Consider the following 26984-nt stretch of genomic DNA (forward strand, 5'->3'; position numbering starts at 1 on the left):
GAGTTCCTATTAATTGTTGGGACTGTGAAAGTGTTGGGACAATAGAACAGAGCTATTGCTTAGAATTTAGGATTCAGACGCTATCGGCTGAACGGGGGCGTTATCTCTTAAGTTCAAAATTTCCGTGATAGCAATCTTTTCTCCTGGCTTCACTCCATTGAGTACCTGGTAATTCTGACCTTTGATGTTTCCCAACTGTACGGGCTTTTGCCGCACGACTGTTTTGCTCCCTTGTTGCTCAACGCTATAAACAAAGCTTTGGTCGCCGATCGTAAATACGGCATCCGTAGGGATTAACACTCCCGGGCTTTGGTTCCAAATCGCTATTGCTTTGACAAATTCCCCATCACGTAAATTACCATTACGATTAGAAAAGCGAGCCTTAGCTAAGATTGCTTGATCCCCAGTGTTGACTTGAGGGTTAATAAAAGAAATACTGCCTGTGACTATGCGCTTATTTGTGTTGGGATCGATCAATTCTACAGGCAACCCTAATTTTAGTTGAGATGAGTGTTTGATCGGAACCGAGAGCCGTAGGTCTACGGAGTCGTTCTGGGTGATGTTGGTCAGAGTTTGACCAATATTAACGTAGTCTCCCACTTTGACAGGAAAATCTCCAACTACGCCTGCGATCGGTGCTAGCACTTGTTTGTACTGAAGAGAAACATTAACAGCATTTGCTTCTGCCTGAGCCTGCTTAATTTCAGTCTTCATCTGATTAGAGCTGGATTTGGCAGCTTCTACATCTTCTTCAGCAGCGTGAAGGGCTGCAACGGCTGTATTCAAATCTCTATGCGCAATATCTAATTGCTGCCTAGCTTGTACTCCTTCGTTGACTAGTCGCTCGGCTCGCTGATACTGTATCTTCTGAAGTTCTACTTCCGATGCAGCTTTAATTTTGTTAGCTTCTGCTGCTTTTAGTTGCGCTAGCGCTGTGATGCTAACTGCTCTAGCAGAGTTGACCTTAGCAGTAGCACTGGCATATTCGGCTTGAGTGCGATCGGAGCGGAGCTGTACAATTGGCGTTCCCTTGTCAACTCGATCTCCATTGGAGACGTGAATTTTGACAATCCGACCCTCAATCTCTGGTTGTAGGACAACTCTCTTGACAGCTTCTAACGTTCCGACAAATTCAGAATTATCTTGAACTGAACTAGATTTTAGTGTCTGCAACTTGACAGGAATAGCAGCAGGGGATTTGCTTGCTGTAGCAGGAAGCGTACTCGATTTGCAGCCACTAGTCAGGGTGGTAGCTAGAAGGGCTACACCTAGTAGTTTTACTGTTAGTAAAGCGTTGTATTTCATTTTAATTTTCCATTAGTATGCTTTTACTTTTTTTACTTTGACTTGATATCTTTTGCTAAATATTAAGTGGAAATAAAGTCGTAGCTTTGTTTTTGCAATGTAAATAAGAATTAAAAAAGATTAAGCAATAAAAAGTTTTTCTGTTTCAAGCAGATGAAAAAAGAATTGGAGCAATGAGGAGATCGCACTGATAGTATTGAGCCTCGTGTTTGACGGTCGATGTATACTCGCCCATTCTAAGAGTGAGGCTGCAAGGTCACTAGGGTTAATATTTCTGAGTAAGTTTGTTTTTTTTTGCTCAGTACAGAGCAAAAGCTGAAAAAATCTAGTGAAGAAAGGGTTTCACAAGTATTACCAGATTGTTTTGGCAATTGTTTAAGTAGTATTTCAACCAACAAATTGTTTGCCAAGCAGCTCTTAACAAATTCAATTGACGATCGCAGGCGATCGCTATAAATATTAATGACAAAATACAGACTTATCGGATTTAAAAGCTTCGGCTTAAGTTTGTTATAGTAGCTCGATTTGTCATACTTCTTTTGTACAAAGAATACAGACTTGCTCCGAAAGAGCAACCCTTGCGATCGGACTTGGTAATTCTTACTATCTTAGTTAATCATAAGAGCGAAATTGCCACTCCTAATTCTAAGATCTACGGACTGATCGACTGCTTAGTTTTTACTTCGTCCGCTACCGCTCAGCTTCTCGATTTCATCCCAATCTGGTACATCTTTGGAGGTCAAATGAGCCAATCAACGCTGCGAACTGCGATCGTGGGTAGTGGTTTTACTGGATTGTTTACTGCCCTTTACCTGAGTCATCTAGGCTATAAGGGTCAGATAATTTTGATCGATCGCTCCGAGCGTTTTGTTTTTAAGCCCTTGCTATTTGAATTTCTCAACGGGCAGATGGATGCAAACCAGGTTTGGCCCCAATACGAGGAACTACTTCAAGGAAGTGGCGTGACGTTCGTGCAAGACACCGTTGAACAGATTGACTTAGCCGGACGCAAGATCGAACTGGCTTCTGGCTTGCATTATACCTACACTCATCTCGTGCTTGCTGTAGGAAGCACAGTGGGATACTTTGGAACCCCGGGAGCTGAAGCATACTCTTTCCCATTTCGCAGCGGGCTGGATGTCCTCGCCCTACGTCAGCATTTACGCCAGTCTCTACAACGCGCCAGCCAAATTGAAGATTCCCAGTTGCGCCAAAAATTACTGACAATTGCTGTCATCGGTGCAGGTCCAACGGGTGTCGAACTGGCAAATACACTGGCGGATTTGTTGCCTAACTGGTATGCCACGTTGGGAGGCAATCCTCACGAGATCCGGCTAGTGTTGATGAATCGCAGTCAAAATATTCTCTCTGGTGATGTGAACGCTTGTCTGCGCGAGACTGCTTATGCTGCTCTACAGAAGCATGTCGTTCCAGTTGACCTATTGACTGGAGCTGCTGTCACTGCTCTAGATTCAGGCAAAGTAGAGTATACCCGCGCCAACCAACCTGCCATGCTTGAAGCTGAAACGATGATTTGGACAGCAGGTACAGCCATCAATCCGCTAGTCAAAAAACTCCCGATTCCCGACGAGCAGCGCGACAAGCAAGGTCGTCCCTTCGTCACGCCAGCCCTTAACCTAGTCGGCTATCCAGAAGTTTTTGCTGGAGGCGACTGCGTGACATTGCTCAAACCCGAGCCAGCTCTGGCACAGGTTGCCTATCAACAGGCGAAGGCGATCGCCCGTAACCTAGTTGCTGTTTCAGTAGGTGAGAAACCCAAGGCTAGTCGCATATTCTTGCGCGGAACGTTGATGAAACTGGGTACGCAAGAGGCTGCTGCCGAAATATTTAACAAGCACGAAGTTAAAGGTAGAATAGGTCATGCAATCCGTCAACTAACATACCTGGAGATGCTGCCTACACCAGTCCACAATTTAAAAGTTACTACTGAGTGGCTCAGCGAAGAAGTATTCCATCACGCTAAAAATTTGGTTTGATTCCACAGGAATTGTAATGAAAGTCGGAAACATTCTGCGATGACTTGCGATCGCAATAACGATTAATTACTTGAGTGTAAAGAATGCGCCCTTGCTGCAAAAATTCAACTCTTGTTATCGTATTTTGTGAGGTCTAAACTTTGAAATATTGAGATCGAGGAAATTCACTTAGAACGAAAAAAATAAGAGCAACATTATTGATGCGAGATATATACACAACAGCTCATAAATTGTGATGTGGAGGTTTTATGGTTCATAAACTACATAAAAATGATGAGTCTGTAGAAGCTCTTGTTATCGGTAGTGGTTTTGGTGGAGCCGTTGCAGCTTTACGCTTGGGACAAGCAGGCATCAATACAGTAGTGCTAGAGCGAGGTCGTCGTTGGCAAATTACGCCTGCCCAAAATACTTTTGCTACTCCTCATAATCCTGATGGTCGAGCCGCTTGGCTTAGTCCAGCAACTATATTCGGACAGCCAATCGACGTACACACAGGTGTGATGGAAACCTTAGTTGAAGATGGAATTATTGTTTTAAATGGTGCTGGAGTTGGCGGCGGGTCATTAGTTTACAACAGTATTATTTATCAACCCATTCCTGAGTTATTCCAGAAGGTTTTTCCTGGTTCGATTAGTTATGATGAAATGGATACAGTTTATTACCCTCGCGTCCATTCAATTTTACAGCCTTCGCCAATTCCTCCAGATATTTTAAATACTATTTACTATGATACGACGCGGCTATTTATTCAACATGCTACTCAAGCAGGATTCCGCAATCATCTACTAGAATTAGCCGTTGATTGGAATATAGTCCGGGAAGAAATTAACGGAACAAAAGTACAGTCTACTATTGTCGGAGACCATTGGTGGGGTATCAATAGCGGCGCTAAAAAAAGCTTGGATCGCAATTACTTATCCCAAGCAGAAAAAACTGGTTTCGTCGAAATACTTCCTCTACATGTAGCAGTAGAGATTGCTGAAACCCCTGAAGCTGGTTACCGGGTTTCATGTCATCAAATAAATGAATCAGGAGAGGTTGTCGAACAAAAATCTTTTCGCTGTCGCTATTTGTTTTTAGCAGCTGGGTCTATGGGAACTTCTAAACTTTTGGTCAAAGCTAAAGCAACAGGCTCATTACCTAGACTAAATGACTACGTTGGTAAATTTTGGAGTTCTAATGGCGATACCATTGCTACTCGTTCAAATTTACCACCTGTATCTGGTAAAGGAGGACCCGCAGGTGCAGTGTTAGAAAACTTCGATGACCTCGATCGCCCGATAGTACTGATAAATCTTGAAAATTGGGCTAGTCCTGAAGGAACGCAACAGTGTCTTGGTTTAGGTCTACCCTCACAAAGTGGAACCTTCACGTATGATGCGTCTACAGATTCTGTCAAGTTACACTATCCCCGAGAAACTCAACTCATGGTAGATACAGAAAAAACCTACAAAACTCTTGACAGTAAAAATGCCATTTCTACCAAAACACCCATGACGGAAATGAAATTTTATACTCCCACAACCACAAACCGACCCGCTCCTGAAACTGATGTCGTTATCACTGCCCATCCACTGGGGGGAGCAGTTCTAGGAAAAGCGTGCGATGACTACGGGCAAGTATCTGGTTATCGAGGACTTTATGTCGTCGATGGTGCGCTGATTCCTGGCTCTACAGGATGTACAAATCCTGCATACACGATCGCAGCTTTAGCAGAACGCTGTATGGATCGAATCATCGCAGATATTCACTAAACTGTTTGCTGCGCCCATTTACAACTGTAATACCAATGTAATACCAAGGAGTGTATTTTATCCCATGAATATTCTCATACTAATGACCAACTCAGCTACTCTCACCCTATCAACTGGAGAGAAACATGCTTCGGGATTTTGGGCTGAGGAGTTTGTCCTCCCTTATCAGATCTTTAAACAAGAGGGATATGAAGTTGATGTAGCAACCATAGGTGGTCTTACGCCAAGCGTGGATAAAACCAGCATCGATCCGAACTTCATGCCATACGTCAGACCAGCAGGATCGCAGGTAAATGATTCCGAGCAAGCCAAAGAGTTTATCAAGTTTATTGAGGCATCATCCGATCTCAAAAAACCCCTGAATTTGGATGACTTTACTAAAGCACAAGTCGCTGCCTACGATGGTATTTTCCTGAGTGGAGGTCATGGTGCGATGCAGGATATGCCGAAGTCAGATGCGATGACACAACTCTTCCGTTGGGCGATCGAGTTGGACAAGCCAATAGCAGCTGTTTGCCACGGAGGAAGCGGAATTTTAGCGCTGAGAACCCCCGAAGGTCGCTGGCCGTTTGAGGGCTACCGCATGACCTGCTTCTCCCACGAAGAAGAACTAGTGACACCAATAGCAGGGATGCTACCCTTCATACTACAGTTTGAGATAGAGCGGTTGGGTGGTATTTACGAGAAAGCCAATGTTATCTGGGGTTCGCACGTAGTAGAAGACCGCAACCTTGTCACGGGACAAAATCCTTATTCCTCTGATGCGGTAGCTAAAGCCTTTGCTAAGAAATTAAACAAAGTTAAAGTTCCAGCCTAGAAGTTGGCACACCTGAAAATAATCGGGATTGGGGGTAAAAGAGTTTGGCAAGTGCGATCGCGAGGACATCTGTATAGGCAGTATAGTTACTTGCCAAAATTCCCCAAATTAAATTAAAGTTGCATTTTTTAGGAGGAGCAGTCTTTAATGTAAGACAGTCAAACGACAAACAATACTTTTTGTGAGTCAAGTTTATGGATTTACAGCTACGTGACAAGCGGGCGCTGATTACCGGTAGTAGTAGCGGTATTGGTGAGGGCATTGCGAAGGTGCTGGCTGGGGAAGGCGCGATCGTTGTCATACACGGTCGAAAGGAAGAACAGGCGAATCGAGTAGCTCAGGAGATTAACTCAGACGGCGGAAAGGCAGTAGTTGCCATTGGGGATCTCTCCACAGATGAAGGCGCACATCAAACCGCAGACAAAGCATTGCAGTCTCTTGGCGGCGTGGATATTTTGGTCAATTGTGCGGGCATGTTTCTCAACCGAGGCTGGATGGATACTCCGACCGATGGATGGCTCCAAATGTACAACGCCAACGTAGTTTCTATGGTGCGCATGATTCGCCTTCTCGTACCCCAAATGAAGGAACTCGGCTGGGGGCGTATTATCCAGATTGCCAGCACCGAAGCGACGCAGCCATTTGCAAATATGCCCGACTACGCGGCTACCAAAGCGGCAATCCTCAATTTGACGGTGAGCCTATCCAAGGAGTTAGCACAAACGGGGGTAACAATCAACTCAATCAGCCCCGGCATTGTCCGAACTTCAGGACTTGAGAGTTTTTTCCGCGAAACCGCAGCTATCAAAGGCTGGGGTACGGACTGGGCGGAGATTGAAAAAAACGTACTCAAAGAGGTTTGGTACAACCAAGTCGGTCGTTTGGCACGGGTTGAAGACATCGCAAATCTTGTTGCTTATGTAGCAAGCCCCCTTGCAGATTTTATCAACAGTGCGAACCTCCGAGTGGACGGTGGGGGTACAAGTACTGTCAATTGAGTTAATAACTTACATTTCTAACGCGCTACGCTCTTTTCCGTACAAGTTGAATTCATCTATGGAGAAAGCCTCATGGTAATTGAAATCATTAGGTACAACATTCCTGCCGGTCAAGAAAGTGCTTTTGAATCTGCTTACGAACAGGCGCAGCAATATTTAGCAGAATCTCCTAACTGTCTGGGCTATCAGCTGGCTCATTGTGTAGAGGAACCAAATCGTTACATTCTTCGTATTGATTGGGATTCCATTGAAGGTCATATGCAGGGTTTTCGGAACAGTCCGTATTTCCCAAAGTTTTTTCAATTGGTATCTCCTTACATTAAGTCAGTTGATGAAATGCAGCATTACAAACAGACACCTATTTTCCTGAAAAAATAAAGGTCTCAGGAGTTACGCACTTGAAGTTTCCGATCTCGACGATCCCTCCTAACCTCCCTTTTTAAGGGAGGCATAAAGCCCCCGAGTTTGCAGGGGTTGGGGGATCGACTGCGGATCTCCTGTAGCTTTTTAAGAGAAGATCCGCACAGTTACTGCTAGAGTTAGCAGTGGCGCTGGATCTCCACAATCTTAGTGCCTTTTTTAAAAAACCTAGTTTTATCTATATAGGCTTCCTCCGTGCTAAACCCCATGTGGTGACTCGGAGCGATCGCGCGTTGGGTTCGATGTCTCAGCTTACACCAGAAGATACGACATCGACTCCCTAACCCAATCGCAAGAATCATTAGAGCTGAATGCAGCAATTTAACTGACAAGAAGGAGCAAAAAGCATGACAGATCGATTGTCTGGAAAAGTCGCGCTTGTTACTGGGGCTTCATCAGGTATTGGTCAGGCAACAGCACTTGCGTTTGCACGCGCTGGAGCGAAAGTCGTGGCTGCCAGCCGTCGCGATGCCGAGGGACAGGAGACCGTGCGTCGCATACAAGAGGCAGGAGGTGAAGCCCTTTTCATCAAGACTGATGTGTCAAAGGCTACTGAAGTAGAGGCGCTGGTTAATAAAACTATGGATACTTACGGTCGTTTAGACTGCGCTTGCAACAGCGCTGGTGTCATCTCGGCATCCAGTCTACTTACCGATGTATCAGAAGATGAATGGGATCGTCATATCAACGTAAACCTCAAAGGAACGTGGCTTTGTCTCAAGTACGAAATTCCAGCGATGCTCAAACAGAAGAGTGGCGCGATTGTGAACTTGGCTTCTGCTGCTAGTATTGTTGCTTTTGCGGGCTATGCCGCTTACGCTGCGACTAAAGGCGGAATCCTTGCTTTAACGCGATCGGCAGCGATAGAGTATGCCAAATCTGGTATCCGTATCAATGTCGTGAGTCCCGGTTCCATCAATACCGATATGTTGAATAGTGCCACTGAAGATATAGTTTCTCAACTAGCAGCAGCGCATCCCGTAGGACGTGTTGGCGAACCAGAGGAGGTAGCGGAAGCTGTGGTGTGGTTGTGTTCAAAAGCAGCTTCCTTCGTCACCGGACATAATATGCTGATCGATGGGGGATATAGCGTCCAGTAAGGTGAGCGAGATAGAAGCAAGCGCGATCTCGGCAAAAAATTAAGCACGATCGTCAAAGAGGAGCAGCATGGCTAACAAAATCTTAGGGACATCAGTTAAGCGACGCGAAGATCCAGAACTTTTGCGAGGGGAAGCCAAGTTTACAGCCGACATGACGCTGCCTGATATGCTACACATGGCAATTTTGCACAGCGATCGCGGTCATGCACTGATCCAAAGTATAGATACCAGTGCCGCAGAGCGAATGCCTGGGGTTGTACGGGTGATTACTGGAGCTGATACTAGTTCCATTCTGCCCCTACCGTGCATCATGAATCCTGGTGGCGCAGAATCTCGTTTTCCCTCCTACCCCTACGGACTACCCGGAGCCCAAACTGTTCTGGCTACAGATAGGGTTCGTTACATTGGCGAATTTGTGGCAGTGGTGGTAGCCTTAACCCGTCAGCAAGCCTATGATGCCCTACCAGCGATTGAGGTAAAATACGAGCCGTTACCAGTGGTCGTCAATGCAGAAGCAGCTCTTCAGCCCGATGCACCTCAACTACACGACACAGTACCGAACAATCTCAACCAGTACATCTCTCACGGGAATAAACAGGCGACGGAGCAGGCGATCGCCAACGCTGAGGTGGTTGTCAAGCAAAGAATTCGCTACCAACGAGCGATCCATAACCCCGTAGAACTCCGCGCTTCCATCGGCGATTACAACCCTGAGACTGGGGAGTACACCCTGTGGACGAATACCCAAATTCCTCATGGTAACCGCTTTCTGCTCTCTCAACTCGTGATGGGTATTCCCTACAACAAGCTGCGTGTCATCGCTCCCCATATTGGCGGTGGATTTGGTTCTAAGGGTTATCTTTACCCAGATACGGCTCTTGTACTTTTTTTATCTAAGGAGCTAGGTCAGCCTGTCAAGTGGGTTGACACGCGCCGAGGCTTAGCCCGCTCTACAGTGCAAGCTCGCGATCAAATCCAGTACGTAACTATAGCTGGGACGACAGACGGTCAGATTACTGCCCTTCATTGCACTAACTACGCTAATTTAGGAGCTTACCCAGCTACGAATGGTCCAGGCGCTCCCGCGATCCTCACAGGTTGCAGCATTACGGGAGTCTATGCGATCGCGCATCCCTTCTATGAAGTCTACTGTACGTTCACGAACCTCGTTCCCAATGGTCCGGCTCGGGGTGCTGGTCGTGCTGAGGCAATGTTCCTCATCGAGCGTATGGTCGATCTCTTCGCACAGCGTATTGGTATAGATCCTGCTGAAGTACGCCGTAAAAATATGGTTGCTGCCGATCGCTTTCCCTATAAAAACGGTTTAGGCTGGACTTATGACTCTGGCAACTATGAGGTAGCGCTCGATAAAGCTCTGGCGACGATCGATTACAACAACGTCGCACAACGGAAGGCGGAAGCTAGAACGCGCGGCAAACGTCTCGGAGTTGGAATTGGTTCATATGTAGCGATCGCAGGTGTTGGTCCTTGTCCCCTAATGGCTAGAGATATAGGTTTGAATGGGAGTACCTGGGGAAGCGCTCACATCCGCGTTCATCCAACGGGTGATATCACTCTTATTACTGGCGCACAACCTCACGGTCAGGGACAAGTGACATCTTTTTCTCAAATTATCGCTGAGGAGCTTGGTGTTGACTTAGAGCAAATTGAAGTGCTGCACTCCGATACTAAGGGTACTATCTATGCACAAGGAAGCTATGGTTCGCGCTCCTTCAGCGTGGAAGGAGCGACAGTGTACAAAGCTACCCAAAAGATCGATGAGAAAGCACGTCAAATGGCAGCCCACATCTTCAAAGTGGCAGAGTCAGAGGTGGTAGCCGATCGAGGTAAATTTTATGTTAAAGGTGCGCCCGAGCAGTTCAAAACTTTAAAGGAGATTGCGCTGGCGCTTTGGTACGCTTGGGATTTACCAGCAGGGATGGAACCTGGTTTGGAAGCGATCGCCTACTTCGATCCACCAGATTTTAATTATCCTTTCGGCACTCACATTGCCTTAGTCGAAATTGACGCACAAACTGGTCAGGTTGAAGTTGTTCGTTATGTAGCGGTAGATGACTTCGGGAATGTGGGAAACCCGATGATTGTAGATGGTCAAACACACGGTAATATCCATTTTGGGATCAGTCAAGCCCTGTTTGAGGAGGCTGTATACGATCGCGACGGACGAATTCTGACGGACGAATTTACGACATACGCGATCGCTAAAGCTTCGCAGTTACCAAAGTTTGAACTCGATCGCACTGTCACACCTACTCCTCATAACCCACTGGGAGCGAAAGGTGCAGGTGATGTCAGTATTACGGCTGTACCTCCGGCGATCGTCAACGCTGTTTGTAACGCTCTTTCCGACTTGGGGGTCACTCACATCGATATGCCTGTAACGCCGGAAAAAGTTTGGCGGGTGATGCGTGAAACCCCCAGGAATAATGACTCTTGAGGAGGGCGATCGCGAGATCGTGAGTCGTGGGTTACGGACAGAATGCTCCTCTACTCCCACTTGATTTTTTCTACTAACGCAGAACAACTGATAATGGATAAAGTCACATGATTCCAGTTCAATTTGACTACGCTGCACCTGAAACTCTGGAAGCTGCGGTAAATCTGCTAAAAGAGAACGAAGGAACAGAGATTCTTGCCGGGGGTCACAGCTTACTGAGAGAAATGAAGCTAGGTCGAGTTTCCCCCTTACTACTAGTAGATTTAGGGAAAATTCAAGGTTTGCAAGGGATTGGACTCAATCGCGATCCGAACGGTGTCGTCCAAATTGGTGTCATGACTACCTATGCCCAAACCGCTAATGCTCTCAAGGTCAAGGAAAACTATCGCGCTCTGGCTGAAGCAGCGTTGAGCATTGGAGATGCTCAGATCCGCAATTGGGGCAGAATCGGTGACATCTTTGCCTATCATGACTTAGCCTGCGATCTACCTGCCGCTGCTTTGGTTCTAGAAGCAACGTTCAACACGATTAGTCCAAGCAGTCATCGTGCGATTCCGGCTGAAGAGTTCATCAATGCCTCTTTCAATATGGGGCTGGAGCCTGGTGAAATCGTCACTTCGATCGATCTGCCACCCTATGTTACCGGAACTAATAGTGCCTACGAAAAGTTCCAGCACCCAGCCAGTGGCTATACCATTTGTGGCATTGCGACCTCGATTAGGCGATCGTCCAGCGGTATTGTGAGTAAATGCCGTGTGGCTGTTACTGGCGCTCATGCTCGTGCTATCCGTCTGCGTCAGGTCGAGGCAGCACTGGAGGGCAAAGCACCGACAACAAAAAACATTGCGGCTGCGGCTAATCTGGCGACAGAAAGCGTGTCTATCAGCCAGGAAGCTAGCAAAGAACTGAATAGCCTTTCTAACAACTACGTCTCGGCAGAGTATCGCACTCACCTAATGGGTGTGCTTACTGCTCGATCGCTCACTCGCGCTACCGAACGTGTCGAGATTCGCAGTTATATTTGATTTGCAACCGGGAAATGCGATCGCAGTCTTTTCACTATTACTTTATCATCTCTAAACCCATTTGCATCTGTAAGCAGAGAAACTAAAGTAGCTGTAGGAAAATGTCTATAAACTAGTGCCTGCAACTTACGTGCTGGGAAGACATTGATATCATTATGTTTAGGAGGTAATGTTGGAAACGAAATTCAGTAGTTTTGTAACAAATCCGTTAGTTAGTATTCTTATTAATAACTATAATTACGGTCAGTTTTTAGGAGAGGCGATTGACAGCGCCCTTAACCAAACTTATTCTAACGTTGAGGTAATTGTAGTTGATGATGGTTCTACTGATAATTCTCCTAATGTAATTTCTGGATACGGCGATCGAATTATTTCAATTTTCAAAGAAAATGGCGGACAAGCTTCTGCTTTTAATGCAGGATTTCTTGCTAGCAAAGGTGAAATTATTTGCATTTTAGACTCCGATGATGCTTTTGACCGAACGAAGGTAGAAAAAATTCTAGAAATTTTTCAACTAAATTCAGATATTGGTTGGTGTTACCACCCTCTCAAGTTGCTCGATTATAGTAAAAATACGGTTATAAGAAGCGATCCCGATGGCATTTCTAGCCACAAAGTAGACTTTAGACAACAGGTACGGCAAGGAAAATTACCATATTTTGTTCCTGCAACATCAGGACTTTGTTTTCAGCGATCGCTACTTCAACAACTCCTACCAATGCCAGTTGCTCAAAAAATCTCCTTAGGAGATCATTACATCAAATTTACAGCTTTAGCATTGTCGTCTGGATACTTTCTAAATGAGGACTTAGCTATTCAGAAGGTTCATGAGAATAATGCTTTTACCTTAGATTTTTTTCATGGTAATAAGAAACAAGTTGAAGCCAGAATTTTAACTTTAACTGCTTACTGGATGCGAAATAAATTTCCAGTTACGCTCAATTTCGCCAATAAGATTTTTGGCATTGGTCTGGGTATATATTGGCAAACAGGTGGCATTGAGCCAGGGTCTAAGTCCTCAATTGAGGAATACTTGTCTAATACTTCCGTAATAGAAAAGATTGAAATCTACTTGCGGGCATATTATCATGCAAATCCACTCTTTCTAAGCATTCGACGTTTTCGGTTGCTCCGCGATCTGCAACGAGTCAAAATAATCGCAGATGCAGAAGAACATTCGACTGCTACCACACCCATCTAACACTGTGGGATTTCTGAAACAGATTTTTCCTACACTAATGAAGCAATTATCTTAGATGATCGACGAGTGAAGCGATCGCTCGTTGTATCACTTCATTCAACAAACCAGAGATTTTTGACTATTTAGATTCTTTGAGTATTTTTCTCGAAAACACTAATCTTTTGGTGGATGAGCGGTGAGCCAGTGCCTACAGTACACTTCATTAATCATACCTACATTTCACCGATATGGAAGACACTTTGTTCAACCGTACTTTTCGGGACAGCCAGGGCGAGATTGTTATTGCTCAAAAGCCCAATTTGCCAATTCTGGTCTGGCTAGCAGCAACTTTACTCAATTTGATTCCCACAACTGGCAACATCCACACAGGGCTAGACGCACTCGCATTTGGCTCCTTGTTCACTTGGGCGTGGCTGGAACTGTTCCAAGGTGTTAACTACTTCCGGCGGGCGTTAGGATTTATCGTGCTAATAGGCGCGCTCGCCTCTAGACTTTCCTGGTCGTAACGGGTTCACGATGCCAAAACTGTAATACTTACATCGATCGCCTTCATGCTCGCATTCCGCCATTCATGTTGAGAATTGACTTGTTGTTTGCATTGAAGCTGTTCGCAGCACTCGGTTCTGGACTGGTAGCAGGAGTTTTCTTCGCCTTCTCGACTTTCGTAATGCTTGCTCTGGCTCGAATTCCGTCTGCACAGGGAATTGCTGCCATGCAATCCATCAACATTACGGTCATCAATCTGTGGTTTATGACCGCATTCCTCGGAACAGGTGCAGTTTGCATTTTTCTGGCTATTGCTGCGTTATTCAATTGGCATCAAACTGGTGCTGCCTACCTGCTTGTTGGTAGTCTGCTCTACCTTGTCGGCACTTTTCTAGTTACGATCGCCTTCAACGTACCGTTGAACGATGCACTAGCGATCGTTCAACCAGACAGTCCTGAAGGTGCAAATCTATGGAATAAATACCTGAGCGATTGGACGCTTTGGAACCACATTCGGACGATCGCGGCACTGGCAGCAGCAGCATTATTTACGCTCGCGCTGTGCGATCGCACAATGTAATATCGGGCTGTGGATCGCATTAGGTTTTAGGATAAAGCTGTAACTTTTGGGTGGCGATCTCTAGCTGCACTGGAGTGTTAACCGCTAAATAAGTGTTTGTGGGAGTCCGCGCCACGATCTCACGACCGCTAGGTGTATGGAGGACGTAGCGATATTCGCGTCCGAGGAACTGGCGATCGCGAATTAAAATTTGACTGGTAGGAACGGGGGTGAGAACGATCTCTTCTTGGCGTACCATCAGATCGACTGCATCCTGCCGATCGCAATCGCCAGTTAGGGAAACAGGGATAGTGCCGATTTCTGTCTGCCACACGTCACCTTGACGCTGAGCCGGAATTAAATTGGCTTGGGTGACAAACTCAGCAACAAACCGCGATGCTGGTTGCTGATATAGGTACTCTGGCGTATCAATTTGCTCCAGATAACCATTACACATGACTGCAACCCGATCGGCGATTGATAGCGCTTCTTCGCGATCGTGCGTCACAAGTATCGCTGATACACCCGCAGCTTTGAGGATCGCGCGCAACTCGTGCCGCAACCGCAATCGCACTTGTGCATCCAGATTGCTCAGCGGTTCGTCGAGCAAAATCAGCGCCGGACGCGGAGCAATGGCACGAGCAAGAGCAACACGCTGCTGTTGTCCGCCAGAGAGTTGATGTGGATAGCGGTTTTCCATGCCAGTCAGATTGACTAAGGCAAGTGCATCTTTCACCTGCTTGGCAGTTTTGGAGGAGCGATCTAAGCCAAATGCAATATTTTGACTGACTGTGAGATGCGGGAACAAGGCGTAGTCTTGAAACACCATCCCCACATTTCGCTGTTCTGGGGGCAACCAATGCCCGTTGCCCGATACCCGCCTCTGGGCAATGTCAATCGTGCCGTTCTGGGGCTGTTCAAATCCAGCAATTAACCGCAGGAGCGTAGTTTTGCCACAACCAGAAGGACCGAGCAGCGCTAGTAAATCGCCTGCTTGCAACGATAGGGAAACCCCACAGACGGCGGGTTGAGTCCGGCGGGAAAATTGTCGAGTGACCTGATGCAGACAGAGAAGGGGAGAGGGCATGAAACCAGAAAAGCCAGTATATAAACTTAGACTTGCCTTTATAGTGTAATGGAGTCCTGCAATATATTCTCATCAAGAATTTCATCTTGCTGGACAAATTGTTTCTGATTATCTTTTTGCTTCATTGCCCTATGCATACGCTTGACTCTCGCCGTCTTTTCAAACGTTCCTGGAATGGCTGGACGTTCTTAGTTATAGCGATCGCCCTACTGATTCTCGCTCCGATTGGAGTGGTACTCAGTAGTGTCTTGACAAACTCCGGCACGGTATGGAACCATCTCCTAGCCACAGTGCTGCCAGACTACATCAGCAGTTCTCTGTGGTTAATGCTGGGGGTTGGGCTGTGTACGGTGGTGATTGGCGTGGGGACAGCGTGGTTGGTGACAATGTGCCGATTTCCCGGACAGCGGCTATTAGAATGGGCGCTACTACTACCATTAGCTGCTCCAGCTTACGTACTGGCGTATGTATATACAGAAATGTTGGAGTTTTACGGTCCGGTGCAGTTGGCGCTGCGAGACATGTTTGGCTGGACGAGCGTGAATGACTACTGGTTTCCCACCGTTCGATCGCTAGGTGGAGCGATCGCCATTATCAGTCTCGTGCTGTATCCCTACGTTTACTTGCTCAGCCGAGTGGCATTTTTAGAGCAGTCAGTTTGTACGCTAGAAGCAAGTCGGTTGTTGGGATGCAATCCTTGGCGCAGTTTCATGCGAGTCGCATTACCGTTAGCTCGACCAGCGATTGTCGCAGGAGTATCGCTGGTGCTGATGGAAACGCTAAATGATTTTGGAACGGTGCAATATTTTGCTGTGAATACGTTTAGCGTTGGGATTTACCGCACCTGGTTTGGCATGGGCGATCGAATTGCTGCTTCACAGCTGTCGGCGTTGTTATTGGTATTTGTGCTGTTACTAATCGGGTTGGAGCGCTGGTCTCGGCAGCAAACGCGCTATCACCACACGGGACGCTATCAGCGATTGTCTGCGTTTAGGTTGCGGGGATGGCGGGCGATCGCCGCTGTCATCGTTTGTGGACTGCCGATCGTGCTGGGTTTTTTGATTCCTGCCGGACGCTTGCTGTACATGGCAACTAGCGATATTACCCACAACTTTAGCCAACGCTTTTGGGAGCTATCTCGCCATAGTTTAATCCTAGCGGCAGTAACGGCAATAGTGGCAGTCTTCGTGTCACCCATCCTAGCTTACGGTCTGCGGCTGAGCGCCAATTGGGGTATGCAGGTAGCAGTCAGAACGGCAACGGTGGGCTATGCAATTCCTGGCGCGGTGATTGCCGTGGGCGTGCTGTTTCCCATTGGGGCGATCGATAATGCGGTAGATGCTGGGATGCGATCGACTTTCGGGATTTCGACTGGCTTGTTGCTCAGCGGCACAATTATAACGCTGGTATTTGCCTATTTGGTGCGATTCTTGGCGGTTTCGTATAACACGGTTGAATCCAGCCTCAGCCGCATTAAACCCAACCTGGATGACGCGGCGCGATCGCTCGGCTGTGGCACAACTCGCACTCTGGTGCAGATTCACGCACCGTTGATGAGTGGTGGCTTACTCACGGCAGCAATTTTAGTGTTTGTCGATGTGATGAAAGAATTGCCTGCGACGCTGATCGTTCGTCCGTTTAACTTTGATACGCTGGCAGTAGAGGTCTATCGGCTGGCAGCAGATGAGCGTTTGGCAGAGGCAGCTGCACCCGCATTGGCAATTGTTGCTGTTGGGATTATTCCTGTGATTGCTTTAAGTCGGCAGATTACCCGTACTAGACCGGAGGAAATTGACTACAGGTAGTTCTTTTGACACGAGATCGTGGTATATTCCTCTCTAATGCAAAAACTTATCATTAGCAGACTATCTGCGCTCGAAAAGGCGTTTTGTTAAACGCCAGATCGTGTCTTGACTAAATAGTGCTGAATCGATTTTCGAGTAGCACGTAGTTCCCTGGTCTTAGTTAATTAATGTGGTTAGTGAGTTATGAACTTAGGTAAGGTAAAAATCTGGGTAGGTGTGGGTGCTTACGTTCTTTCAGGCGCGGTAGCGATCGCGGCAACCGATCGTGCCGTAGAAGCAGCTGCGGAAAGGGCGATCGAAATACCCGATCGCGCTTCAGTAATGCAGATAGCCCAAGGTGGCGAAGGTGGCGAAGGTGGCGAAGGTGGTAGCCCTACCAAGCCTTCTACTACTACCCCTAGCCAGGGTGGTGAAGGTAGTACCCCTGCCAAGCCTTCTACTACTACCCCTAGCCAGGGTGGTGAAGGTGGTGAAGGCGGTGAAGGCGGTGAAGGTGGTAGTCCTGCCAAGCCCCCCACTACTTTTACTCCCAGACAGGGTGGTGAAGGTAGTACCCCTGCCAAGCCTCCTGCTACTACCCCTAGCCAGGGTGGTGAAGGTGGTGAAGGCGGTGAAGCAGGAGCATCATTCAAAGATAAGCTCAGTGGTAAGCAACTGTTAAACGCCTTGCAGGATGGTGGATATGTCATTTACTTCCGACATGCCCAAACTGAAAAGGATTATGCCGACCAAGTGTCTGCAAAAATGGGAGATTGTTCGACTCAGCGGATGCTAAGTGAAGTTGGCTGGCAGCAGTCGCGAACGATCGGTCAAGCCTTTGAAGCGTTGAAGATTCCTGTGGGTCAAGTTTACTCTAGCGAGTATTGCCGTGCTTGGCAGACAGCAGATATTGCGTTTGGTCGCACTGAAAAGAGAGCAGCCTTAAATTTTCCACCTGCTGAAGATTACACCGAAGCCCAGAAAGCCCAGATGCGGACTGCGGTGATGCCATTCCTCACGACTACGCCTGCTGACGGAACCAATACGGTAGTTGTGGGTCATGACGACGTGTTTGATGCGGCAACAGGAATTTATCCAGAGCCTCAAGGTGTTGCATACATTGTGAAGCCAGATGGCAAGGGGAAGTTTGAGATCGTCGCTAATATGTTGCCTGAAGAATGGGCAAAAATGGCACAATAAATCAGTTATCAGTTATCAGTTATCAGGGCAATTGGTAATTGGTAATTGGTAATTGGTGGTTGGTGGTTGGTGGTTGGTGGTTGACAGTTGACAACTATCGGGGAGCAGGGGTCGAGAGTTGGGAAATTTTGAATTGCTCCCCTTGTCTCCCTTATCCTTTCCCTAACTCCTCACTCCTCACTCCTTCTTACAGCATTGCGATCGCCATGATTCTGTGTATTGGAAATATTCTTAACCCTACAGAGATAGAAACGACGATCGCCAAACTGGAGATGGCTGAGTTCGTGGACGGTAAAGCTACAGCTGGCTGGCACGCCCGCCAGGTCAAACACAATACCCAACTCCCCCAGGGATCGCCAGCACTGGCGATCGTGCGAGATATCATCGATGCAGCTTTACAGCGGCACGCCTTATTCCAAATGGCGGTGCGTCCCTATATCGTTCGTCCGGTAACTATCAGTCGCTACGATATCGGCATGTCTTACGGCACTCATATTGATAATGCTCTGATGTACGATCCTTTCATGCGATCGGATGTATCAATGACATTATTTCTCAGCAATCCTACCACTTACGAAGGGGGAGAACTGATAATAGAGAGTACCCAGGGAGAGGTAGCATTTAAGTTGCCGGCGGGGTCGGCGATCGTTTATCCTTCATCAACGTTGCACCGCGTGGAAGCCGTGACTCAAGGCGTGCGCCTAGCAGCAGTCACTTGGATTCAAAGTTTGGTACGCGATCCTCAGCAGCGAGAAATTTTGTTCGATCTCGATACGGCACGTCAAACGCTGTTTGAAGCCTCCGGCAAAACGCCCGTATTCGATTTAATTTCTAAAAGCCATGCCAATCTTTTGCGCCAGTGGACGGAGTTTTGAGCTAATGCAAAATTTTTTTAAAAGTCTGTACCTATTAATGACATTATTATTATTAAATCAAAATTGCGATCGCGAGAACGTAAGCTAGAAGGATTTATGAGCAAGATGACTCGTCGCACCTTTTTGGGTGCTAGTGCTGGTGCTGCGGCAACTGTGACAATCGGGACGTGGGGGCTGGGAGTGTCAGCCCAAACAGGTGGTAATCGAGTAGTCAATCTCTATTCAGCACGTCATTACGATGCAGATAGTGAAATCTATCAAGCTTTTGCAGATGCCACGGGAATTCAGGTGAACCTAATTGAAGGCGAAGCCGATCCGCTGATCGAGCGGATTAGAAGTGAGGGAGCCAATAGTCCAGCAGATGTTTTGGTGACGGTTGATGCAGGACGTTTGTGGCGAGCAGAACAAGCAGGGCTGTTTCAACCTGTCAAATCGGCGCTCCTGACCAAAGCTATTCCCAAGAACCTGCGTCATCCCGATGGTCTGTGGTTCGGCTTCTCGAAGCGGGCGCGGGTGATTATGTATGACAAAACGAAGGTAAAACCAGCAGACCTGTCCACATACGAAGACTTGACAAACTCAAAATGGCGCGGTCAGATTTTAGTGCGACCGTCCAATAATGTTTACAACCAATCCTTAGTAGGTTCGATTTTAGCGGCTAATGGCGAGTCTAAAACGGAAGCTTGGGTACGGGGGCTAGTAGCAAACTTTGCTCGTCCAGCCCAAGGGAATGATGTCGGACAAATCCAAGCCTGCGCTGCTGGAGTAGGAAGCTTAGCAATTTGCAATACTTATTACCTAGCGCGGATGGCAGCTTCAGAGAAACCAGCCGATCGCGCCGTTGCTGAAAAAATTGGCGTGTTTTTCCCCAACCAAAAGGGTCGCGGCACTCACGTCAATATTAGCGGTGGTGGATTGGTCAAGACCTCTCCCAACAAAGAAAACGCAATTAAATTCCTCGAATTTCTGGCAAGTTCTCGCGCTCAGGAAATTTTTGCCAAAAGTAATCACGAATATCCAGTTGTAGCAGGTGTAGCAGTCGATCCGATTTTGGCAAGCTACGGAAAATTTAAGGAAGATTCGCTCAATGCGGCTGTGTTTGGTCGCAATGGTGCAACAGCTCTACAAATTATGGATCGAGCTGGGTGGAAATAACGCGGGTAGCTTTGTAGGGACGCACAGCTGTGCGTCCCTACAGATCGTCTGTTTTACCAATGGCAAGCCGCTACCAATCAGTCTGTACAAAAAGAAATCTGCTTGTCGTTAACCGAAACAATTTTATCCAATCGAATTTCTGTACCATTATTCATCCTCAGAAAATCAGCTTGGTTTACAGCATAAACATCCACAATCAGACCTTCAATTTCAACTGATTCACCAGCTGCATTACGATATACAATCCGACATGATTGGCGCAAGGTTGCTAATGCTTCTAGCTCATCGTGAAACCCGCAATCAACAAGAATATATTTATCCACGATCCTTTGGTGTATGGCGTACGGTCTAAAAACTTGAGTGTTATATAGTTTCTAACAACATAGACAAGTATGTCACGCCGCTAGTTTGCTCGGTGTTACCAGAACTAGGACAACTACGAGTTTCTTTATCCCTCTGCAAATGCGTTAGGGATTGCTTTTCGCATGATAATGACCCGTTTACGTCGCTACTGAAATTCAAGCAGTTTTACAACCACCATCGGCATCACCAAGGTTTGGGCGATCGAACACCAATGGAAGTCGATCGAAAAGAATACATGACTTATGCTGCAACACGTATGTTAATTTGACCTGTCATGACAATTAACTACTAACCAACGGATTTCAACATTTCTGGTAATCTCAGAATATAAGTAAAGCAGCAGGGTCAGTGTAGTATTGGTATGAACTTTGACCAAGCACTTGAAATAACCAACAAAGTTGTGTTTGCCCAGTGGGGTAGGCATCTGAGTGACGTGGAAACTGCTATTCTCATAGGTGCTTGGCAAAGTCAGACCTACGAGCAGACGGCTGAGGCTGCGGGTTATTCTGTCAGTTACTTGACACGCGATGTCGGTCCCAAATTCTGGAAGCTCTTGAGCAAAGCTTTAGGAGAAAATGTCAGTAAAACTAACTTTCGCGCTGCCTTAGAGCGTCAGTGGCGCGAGTCGATGCATGAATCTCAGGGACAAAAAGGAAGAGAGGTGCAAAGTGCATCTATTAGCCCCAAGCCTGACTTTTTGGAATTTCCTGACGGACCAGTACCGCTTGATTCTCTGTTTTACATTGAGCGTCCGCCGATTGAAGAACTTGCCTATACCCAAATTAGCAAACCTGGAAGCTTACTGCGACTTAAAGCTCCCAGGCAGATGGGAAAAACATCCTTGATGCATAGAATTTTGGCTCATGCTAAACAGCAGGGGTTCCACACCGTGCTGTTAAGCTTGCAACGGGCAGACAATAGCATTTTCACGTCCTTAGATAAATTCTTACGCTGGTTGTGTGCGAATGTTAGTCGTCAGTTGAATTTAGAGCCGAGGCTGGATGACTATTGGGATGAGGATATTGGCAGTAAAGTTAGCTGCTCGATATATTTCCAAGAATTTTTACTGGCAGAGATTGACTCTCCAATGGTTTTGGCTTTGGATGAAGTCAATCGAATTTTCGAGTATCCTGAAATCTCTAGCGATTTCCTGCCACTGCTGCGCTCCTGGTATGAAGATGCCTCGGAATTAGAAATCTGGAAAAAACTCCGACTGGTGGTAGTTCATGCTACGGAAGCTTATATTCCTTTAGATATCAATCAATCTCCTTTTAACGTGGGATTGCCAATTAAATTACCAGAATTTAGTTTGGCGCAAGCGCAGGAGTTGGCAGTACGTCATCGTCTGGATTGGAGTAAGAGCGAGGAGGGGGTGAAAAATCTAGCTCTCTTGCTAGCAATGGTGGGGGGACATCCCTATCTGATCCGCATTGCGCTCTATCATTTGGCACGCCAGGAGGTGAGTCTAAACCAACTCCTACAAACTGCTCCTACAGTTTCTGGAGTCTATAGCGATCGCTTACGGGGTTACCTGGCTAATCTCCAAGAGCATCCCGAACTAGCGACAGCATTCAAGCGAGTCGTAACATCCAATGAACCCGTGCAATTAGAAGCGATCGCTGCCTATAAATTAGAAAGTATGGGGCTAGTCAAGCTGGAGGGAAATTTGGCAACGCCAAGCTGTGAGTTGTATCGATTGTATTTCCGCGAGCAATTAGGCTAAGCCTATGAACGCATACGAATATCAAGTTGGTGGCAGTCTCAAAATGGATGCTCCTAGCTACGTGGAGCGACAGGCTGACGCTGAACTCGATCGTGCTTTGCTCAGAGGCGAGTTTTGTTATGTCTTTAGCTGCCGACAAATGGGCAAGTCTAGCCTGCGGCTAAGAACTCGGCATCGCTTAGAAAAAAGAGGTTTTAGGTGTGCCTCAATCGACATGACGCGGATCGGCAGCGAAAATATTACTCCCGCTCAGTGGTACAAGGGTGTGATGGTCGATCTATTAAGAGGTTTCAATCTCTTTGGCAAAATCAATTTCAAAGCTTGGTGGCAAGAACGAGAAGATTTATCTCTGCTTCAGCGATTCAGCCAGTTTATCGAAGACATTTTGTTAGTCCAAATTCAGAGCGAGAAAATCTTTATTTTTGTTGATGAAATTGATAGCTTACTGGGACTTAATTTCCCAACTGAAGATTTTTTTGCCTTGATTCGAGCTTGTTACAATCAGCGAGCGGAGAATCCAGAATATAATCGCCTGACTTGGGCGCTATTTGGGGTAGCAACGCCCTCAGATTTAATTGCCGATCGCCATCGTACCCCATTTAATATTGGTAAATCTATCGACTTGCATGGCTTCGATCTATCAGAAGTACAGCCGCTAGCATCTGGGTTGGAGGATAAAGTAGCCAATCCGATATCCGTTCTCAAAGAAATCTTGGCTTGGACGGACGGACAGCCATTTCTGACTCAGAAGCTCTGTCAAATTGTTATTCACGAAAGGATGAGTGGGAGTCAGGACTTACAAAAACCTACAAGTCTAGAAGGCGGAGATCGTTTCAAGTTAGATTACCATCTGCCGATTGTTAATTATCATCTGATCCGCTTTTATTACCAATTCCCACCATTAATTTTAGAAAAACTCGTCAGAATCCACATTATTGAAAATTGGGAAGCGAAGGACGAGCCAGAGCATTTGAAGACGATCCGCGATCGCTTGCTGCGAAACGAACAGCGTGCTAGTGCTTTGCTGGGCATCTATCAGCAAATTTTACAAGGAGTTGAAATCCCCGTAGATGACTCTCAAGAGCAGATCGAGTTGTTGTTATCGGGTTTGGTTGTCAAGCACCAAGGACAATTGCAAGTCAAGAACCGCATTTATCGAGAAGTATTTAATCAAACTTGGGTAGAAAAACAATTGGCAAAACTGCGCCCCTACTCCCAGGCGTTAGATGCTTGGTTAATCTCACAAAGGCGCGACTCTTCGCGGTTGTTGCGCGGGCAAGCCTTAGTTGAGGCTCAAGCTTGGTCGCAGGGTAAAAGTTTGAGCGAATTGGATTATCAGTTTTTAGCCGCAAGCCAAGAATGCGATCGCCGAGAAGTTGAGACGCGATTGGAAGCAGAACGGACTCAAGAAATAGCAGCGCGATTGCTGCAAGAGCGAAAAGCTGCCAGATTCCAAAAGTTATTTTTAGGCACTTTATGTTTGGTCTTGGCGATCGCTTTAGGATTGGGGCTAGCAACTTTCTTTCAATACCGTTGGTGTGCGGTTGCAATATGAGTCAGAGCGATCGCCATCTGTGCGATCGCGAAATTGCGTTACAAAAATTCGCTCAAATATTAGCTGTCTGGTTGTAAATAGTTATTATTGCTAGTTTTTTTAGTTCTCTTACCAAAAAAAACTATAAATTTCGACCTGTTTTTTTAGCATTTGGTATTTTTTTAGCTGAGTTGTAGTTTGATGTTTTACAATTTTATAGAACTTATTAATTGGGTACGTACTTGGCGATCGCGACACACGAACTTTCGCTGGCGATACCCATTCATAACGATCGCTCTCATGGCGATCGCCATTGCCTGCACTAACAGCGCTGAAACAAACTTATCCTCAGTCAACGAGTCTTCAAATGAAAGTCAAGTCTTAAAAGTCTGGTGGGATAAAGGCTATACCTTGGAAGAAGATGAAGCGTTGCAGCAACTTGTGAGCCGCTGGGAGCAACAAACTGGCAACAAAGTCAAGCTTTCTTTCTATAACAACGACGAACTCTCGCAAAAAGCTCAAAGGGCAATTCAGGCGGGAAGTCCGCCCGATATCTTAATGAATGATAATGCCGATCGGGTGTTGAATCCGCGTTTGGCTTGGGAAGGCAAATTAGCAGATGTCTCCGATGCGATCGCGCCAGTGAAGCAGTTTTATCCCGATACTGTATTAGCTAGTGTTTATTTTTATAACAACCTCAAAAAACAGCGCAGCTATTATGCGATTCCGATTCATCAAGGGATACCTCATATTTTTTACTGGCGCGATCTACTCAAGTTAGCAGGACGGAGCGAGCAGGATATTCCCCAGGATTGGGATGGCTTCTGGAAGTTTTGGCAACAGATGCAGGATACTTTGCAAACTCAGCACAACCAGAAGATTCATGCAATCGGCTTTCCGATCTCAGCTGGAGTTGTAGATACCTATGAAATTTTTGAGCAAATTTTAGAAGCCTATGACGTTCAAATTCTAGATTCTCAGGGTCAACTGCGCGTTGACGATCCCAAAGTCCGCCAAGGCATTATCAAGTGTATAGATTGGTACACTCAATTTTACAAACAGGGCTATGTACCACCAGAGGCAATCAACTGGCTGAACCCAGACAATAATCGCAGCTTGCTCAATCGCCTGATCGTTATGACTCCCAACAACTCCCTCTCGATTCCTGCTGCTGTGCGCCAACAACCAGACGTTTACCGCTATAAGCTCGGCACAATCGGATATCCTAATAAACCTAGTGGCAAACCGATGCGTTATTTAGCTCTAGTTAAGCAAGCGGTTGTCCTAGCCGACTCCAAAAACCAGAAGTTAGCCAAGGACTTTCTTGCTTATTTAATCCAACCGGAGATCATCGGAAGTTTTCTCAAAGCTGCGGGAGGGCGTTTTTTGCCAGTCCATAAACTCGTTTGGAAAGACGCATATTGGACAGACACGAGCGATCCTCACATCTCCACTGCTGCCAAGCCAGTCATTCAGGAACAAACGCGCCTGATTGCTACTGCCCAAAACCCTGCCTACAGCCTAGTTCTCAAGGAAAGTATTTGGAGTAAGGCTGTTAATAAAGTTGTTGTCAATGGCGTTGCTCCCGAACAAGCCGCAGATGAAGCGATCGCCCAAATTAAGCAAATCTTCGCTCAATGGCAGTGAGTAAATAGGGAGCAGGGAGCAGTTATGACTTCTGACTTACGACTTAAACGTCGCGATCGCTTGAGATTGAGCCATCGCTACAAATTTCTAGCATTATTGCTCAGCCTTACAGTTGTTGCTTGTACTCAAAACTCTCAAGAACAAAACTCTAAAGTCAGTGTATCGCCAGCTAGCAGTTCCTCTACTGAGAGTAGAGCGTTAAATATTTGGTGGGATAAAGGCTTTACCTTGGAAGAAGATGAAGCACTGCAACGAGCTGCGAGCCGCTGGGAACAACAAACTGGCAACAAAGTCAAGCTGTCTTTCTATCCCACCGACGAGCTACTACAGAAGGCGCAAAGGGCAATTAGGGCAGGCAAGCCACCCGATATTTTAATGAGTCATCGTGCTGGGGAGGAGCTAAATCCGCGTCTGGCTTGGGAAGGCAAATTAGCAGATATCTCAGAGGCGATCGCACCAGTGAAGCAGCTCTATCCCAATTCGGCACTCCAAGCTGTTAATTTTTATAACAATACAGCTAAAAAGCGGAGCTACTATGCAGTGCCAATTTATCAGGCAACTATCCATATCTTCTACTGGCGGGACTTGCTAGAACAAGTAGGTCGGCACGAACGAGATATTCCTAAAGATTGGGATGGCTTTTGGGATTTTTGGTTGCAAGCACAGCGCGATCTGCGGGCAAAGCAAAAGCGGCAGATTTACGGTTTAGGCTTTCCTTTCTCGATGGGAGCGGTGGAAACCTACTTCTTTTTTGAACAGATTTTAGAAGCCTACGATGTCCAGATTCTCAACTCTCAAGGTCAACTGCGCGTAGACGATCCCAAAGTTCGTCAAGGCATCGTTAAATGCTTAGAGTGGTATGCCAAATTTTATCGTCAGGGCTACGTACCACCAGATGCAACTAACTGGTCAAATCCAGATAACAATCGCAGCTTGCTCAACCGCATTGCGCTGACAACGCCCAACCTGACGCTTTCAATTGCTGCTGCCGTGCGTCAAAATCCGAATGTCTACCGTTATCATCTGGGTACGATCGAGTTTCCCAATAAACCTAGTGGTAAGCCAATGCGTCTGTTGGTTACACTGAGGCAGGCTGTTGTATTTAACCAGTCCCAGCACCAGAAATTAGCCAAGGACTTTCTCGCTTATTTAATCCAACCAGAGGTAGCTGGAGAATATTTCAAAGCTGCGGGAGGACGTTTTTTGCCAGTCAATCGCCAAGTTTGGCAAGATCCTTTCTGGACAGATCCAACCGACCCCCATATCTCGACTGCTATGAAGGAACTAATCCAGGGTCAAACTCGCCCATTTTATCACGTCCAAAATCCCGCTTACACCTTAGTTGTGGCGGAGAATCTTTGGGGCAAAGCTCTCAATCGCATAGTTGTAGACCGCATATCTCCAGAGCAAGCAGCGGATGAAGCGATCGCGCGGATGAAGCAAATTTTCGATCGGTGGCAGCGAATAAACAGTGAATAGGGAGCAGGGAGCAGGGG

23 protein-coding genes are annotated in these 26984 nt (G+C 46.6%); 20 read left to right on the top strand and 3 right to left on the bottom strand.

The window, feature by feature from the left end:
• Positions 1-66: 66 nt before the first annotated feature.
• Positions 67-1305 carry an efflux RND transporter periplasmic adaptor subunit gene (locus C7Y66_RS04715; RefSeq protein ID WP_106544668.1) on the bottom strand — a complete coding sequence of 413 codons (1239 nt, stop codon included), beginning with the start codon at positions 1303-1305 and terminating at the stop codon, positions 67-69.
• A gap of 743 nt (positions 1306-2048) precedes the next feature.
• On the opposite strand from C7Y66_RS04715, the gene C7Y66_RS04720 reads away from it, so the two are divergent.
• The 12 genes from C7Y66_RS04720 (at position 2049) to C7Y66_RS04770 (ending at position 14141) form a co-directional block, all read left to right on the top strand.
• The gene (locus C7Y66_RS04720; RefSeq protein WP_106544686.1) at positions 2049-3302 is read left to right on the top strand and encodes an NAD(P)/FAD-dependent oxidoreductase; all 1254 of its coding nucleotides are present in this window, start codon (positions 2049-2051) and stop codon (positions 3300-3302) included.
• 248 nt (positions 3303-3550) lie between these two features.
• Positions 3551-5056: a GMC oxidoreductase gene (locus C7Y66_RS04725; protein WP_015155296.1), complete on the top strand. Its 1506-nt coding sequence runs from the start codon at positions 3551-3553 to the stop codon at positions 5054-5056.
• A 64-nt stretch (positions 5057-5120) separates the two neighbouring features.
• Positions 5121-5873 (top strand): type 1 glutamine amidotransferase domain-containing protein, encoded by a 753-nt coding sequence (locus C7Y66_RS04730; RefSeq protein ID WP_106544669.1) that lies wholly within the window; start codon positions 5121-5123, stop codon positions 5871-5873.
• 194 nt (positions 5874-6067) lie between these two features.
• Positions 6068-6871, top strand: coding sequence for an SDR family NAD(P)-dependent oxidoreductase (locus tag C7Y66_RS04735; RefSeq protein WP_106544670.1), 804 nt, complete (start codon positions 6068-6070; stop codon positions 6869-6871).
• Positions 6872-6943: 72 nt separating this feature from the next.
• Positions 6944-7249: an antibiotic biosynthesis monooxygenase gene (locus C7Y66_RS04740; RefSeq protein ID WP_015155293.1), complete on the top strand. Its 306-nt coding sequence runs from the start codon at positions 6944-6946 to the stop codon at positions 7247-7249.
• A gap of 167 nt (positions 7250-7416) precedes the next feature.
• Positions 7417-7575 carry a hypothetical protein gene (locus C7Y66_RS30875; protein WP_158265866.1) on the top strand — a complete coding sequence of 53 codons (159 nt, stop codon included), beginning with the start codon at positions 7417-7419 and terminating at the stop codon, positions 7573-7575.
• Positions 7576-7638: 63 nt separating this feature from the next.
• Complete coding sequence (locus tag C7Y66_RS04745; protein WP_106544671.1) at positions 7639-8391, top strand: SDR family oxidoreductase; 753 nt, start codon at positions 7639-7641, stop codon at positions 8389-8391.
• Positions 8392-8458: 67 nt separating this feature from the next.
• Positions 8459-10849, top strand: a complete 2391-nt coding sequence (locus C7Y66_RS04750) for a xanthine dehydrogenase family protein molybdopterin-binding subunit (RefSeq protein ID WP_106544672.1) — start codon at positions 8459-8461, stop codon at positions 10847-10849.
• 107 nt (positions 10850-10956) lie between these two features.
• The gene (locus C7Y66_RS04755; RefSeq protein ID WP_106544673.1) at positions 10957-11874 is read left to right on the top strand and encodes a xanthine dehydrogenase family protein subunit M; all 918 of its coding nucleotides are present in this window, start codon (positions 10957-10959) and stop codon (positions 11872-11874) included.
• Positions 11875-12043: 169 nt separating this feature from the next.
• Positions 12044-13075: a glycosyltransferase family 2 protein gene (locus C7Y66_RS04760; RefSeq protein WP_106544674.1), complete on the top strand. Its 1032-nt coding sequence runs from the start codon at positions 12044-12046 to the stop codon at positions 13073-13075.
• Positions 13076-13302: 227 nt separating this feature from the next.
• Complete coding sequence (locus C7Y66_RS04765) at positions 13303-13581, top strand: hypothetical protein (RefSeq protein ID WP_106544675.1); 279 nt, start codon at positions 13303-13305, stop codon at positions 13579-13581.
• A gap of 65 nt (positions 13582-13646) precedes the next feature.
• A complete protein-coding gene (locus tag C7Y66_RS04770; RefSeq protein WP_106544676.1) occupies positions 13647-14141 on the top strand; it encodes a DUF1772 domain-containing protein in 495 nt (164 codons plus the stop codon).
• Between the two features lie 19 nt (positions 14142-14160).
• Here C7Y66_RS04770 and C7Y66_RS04775 read toward each other — a convergent pair whose 3' ends face one another.
• Positions 14161-15207, bottom strand: a complete 1047-nt coding sequence (locus C7Y66_RS04775) for an ABC transporter ATP-binding protein (protein WP_106544677.1) — start codon at positions 15205-15207, stop codon at positions 14161-14163.
• Positions 15208-15338: 131 nt separating this feature from the next.
• On the opposite strand from C7Y66_RS04775, the gene C7Y66_RS04780 reads away from it, so the two are divergent.
• The 4 genes from C7Y66_RS04780 to C7Y66_RS04795 all read left to right on the top strand — a co-directional run bounded on the left by C7Y66_RS04780 (position 15339) and on the right by C7Y66_RS04795 (position 20221).
• Positions 15339-17012, top strand: a complete 1674-nt coding sequence (locus C7Y66_RS04780; RefSeq protein ID WP_106544678.1) for an iron ABC transporter permease — start codon at positions 15339-15341, stop codon at positions 17010-17012.
• A 321-nt stretch (positions 17013-17333) separates the two neighbouring features.
• The gene (locus C7Y66_RS04785) at positions 17334-18191 is read left to right on the top strand and encodes a histidine phosphatase family protein (protein ID WP_106544687.1); all 858 of its coding nucleotides are present in this window, start codon (positions 17334-17336) and stop codon (positions 18189-18191) included.
• A gap of 206 nt (positions 18192-18397) precedes the next feature.
• Complete coding sequence (locus C7Y66_RS04790) at positions 18398-19066, top strand: Fe2+-dependent dioxygenase (RefSeq protein WP_106544688.1); 669 nt, start codon at positions 18398-18400, stop codon at positions 19064-19066.
• 96 nt (positions 19067-19162) lie between these two features.
• Positions 19163-20221 (top strand): Fe(3+) ABC transporter substrate-binding protein, encoded by a 1059-nt coding sequence (locus C7Y66_RS04795; protein WP_233222528.1) that lies wholly within the window; start codon positions 19163-19165, stop codon positions 20219-20221.
• Positions 20222-20298: 77 nt separating this feature from the next.
• Here the strand turns inward: C7Y66_RS04795 and C7Y66_RS04800 are convergent, their stop codons facing one another.
• Positions 20299-20544, bottom strand: a complete 246-nt coding sequence (locus C7Y66_RS04800) for a hypothetical protein (RefSeq protein ID WP_106544679.1) — start codon at positions 20542-20544, stop codon at positions 20299-20301.
• Between the two features lie 401 nt (positions 20545-20945).
• On the opposite strand from C7Y66_RS04800, the gene C7Y66_RS04805 reads away from it, so the two are divergent.
• The 4 genes from C7Y66_RS04805 (at position 20946) to C7Y66_RS04820 (ending at position 26967) form a co-directional block, all read left to right on the top strand.
• Positions 20946-22307 (top strand): AAA-like domain-containing protein, encoded by a 1362-nt coding sequence (locus C7Y66_RS04805; RefSeq protein ID WP_106216934.1) that lies wholly within the window; start codon positions 20946-20948, stop codon positions 22305-22307.
• A 4-nt stretch (positions 22308-22311) separates the two neighbouring features.
• The gene (locus C7Y66_RS04810; protein WP_106544680.1) at positions 22312-23862 is read left to right on the top strand and encodes an AAA-like domain-containing protein; all 1551 of its coding nucleotides are present in this window, start codon (positions 22312-22314) and stop codon (positions 23860-23862) included.
• A gap of 180 nt (positions 23863-24042) precedes the next feature.
• On the top strand, positions 24043-25488 hold the full coding sequence (locus C7Y66_RS04815; protein WP_233222529.1) for an ABC transporter substrate-binding protein: 1446 nt from the start codon (positions 24043-24045) through the stop codon (positions 25486-25488).
• 24 nt (positions 25489-25512) lie between these two features.
• Positions 25513-26967: an ABC transporter substrate-binding protein gene (locus C7Y66_RS04820; protein ID WP_106544682.1), complete on the top strand. Its 1455-nt coding sequence runs from the start codon at positions 25513-25515 to the stop codon at positions 26965-26967.
• Positions 26968-26984 lie beyond the last annotated feature (17 nt).

The organism is Chroococcidiopsis sp. CCALA 051 (genome assembly GCF_003015105.1).
Taxonomy (GTDB): domain Bacteria; phylum Cyanobacteriota; class Cyanobacteriia; order Cyanobacteriales; family Chroococcidiopsidaceae; genus Chroococcidiopsis; species Chroococcidiopsis thermalis.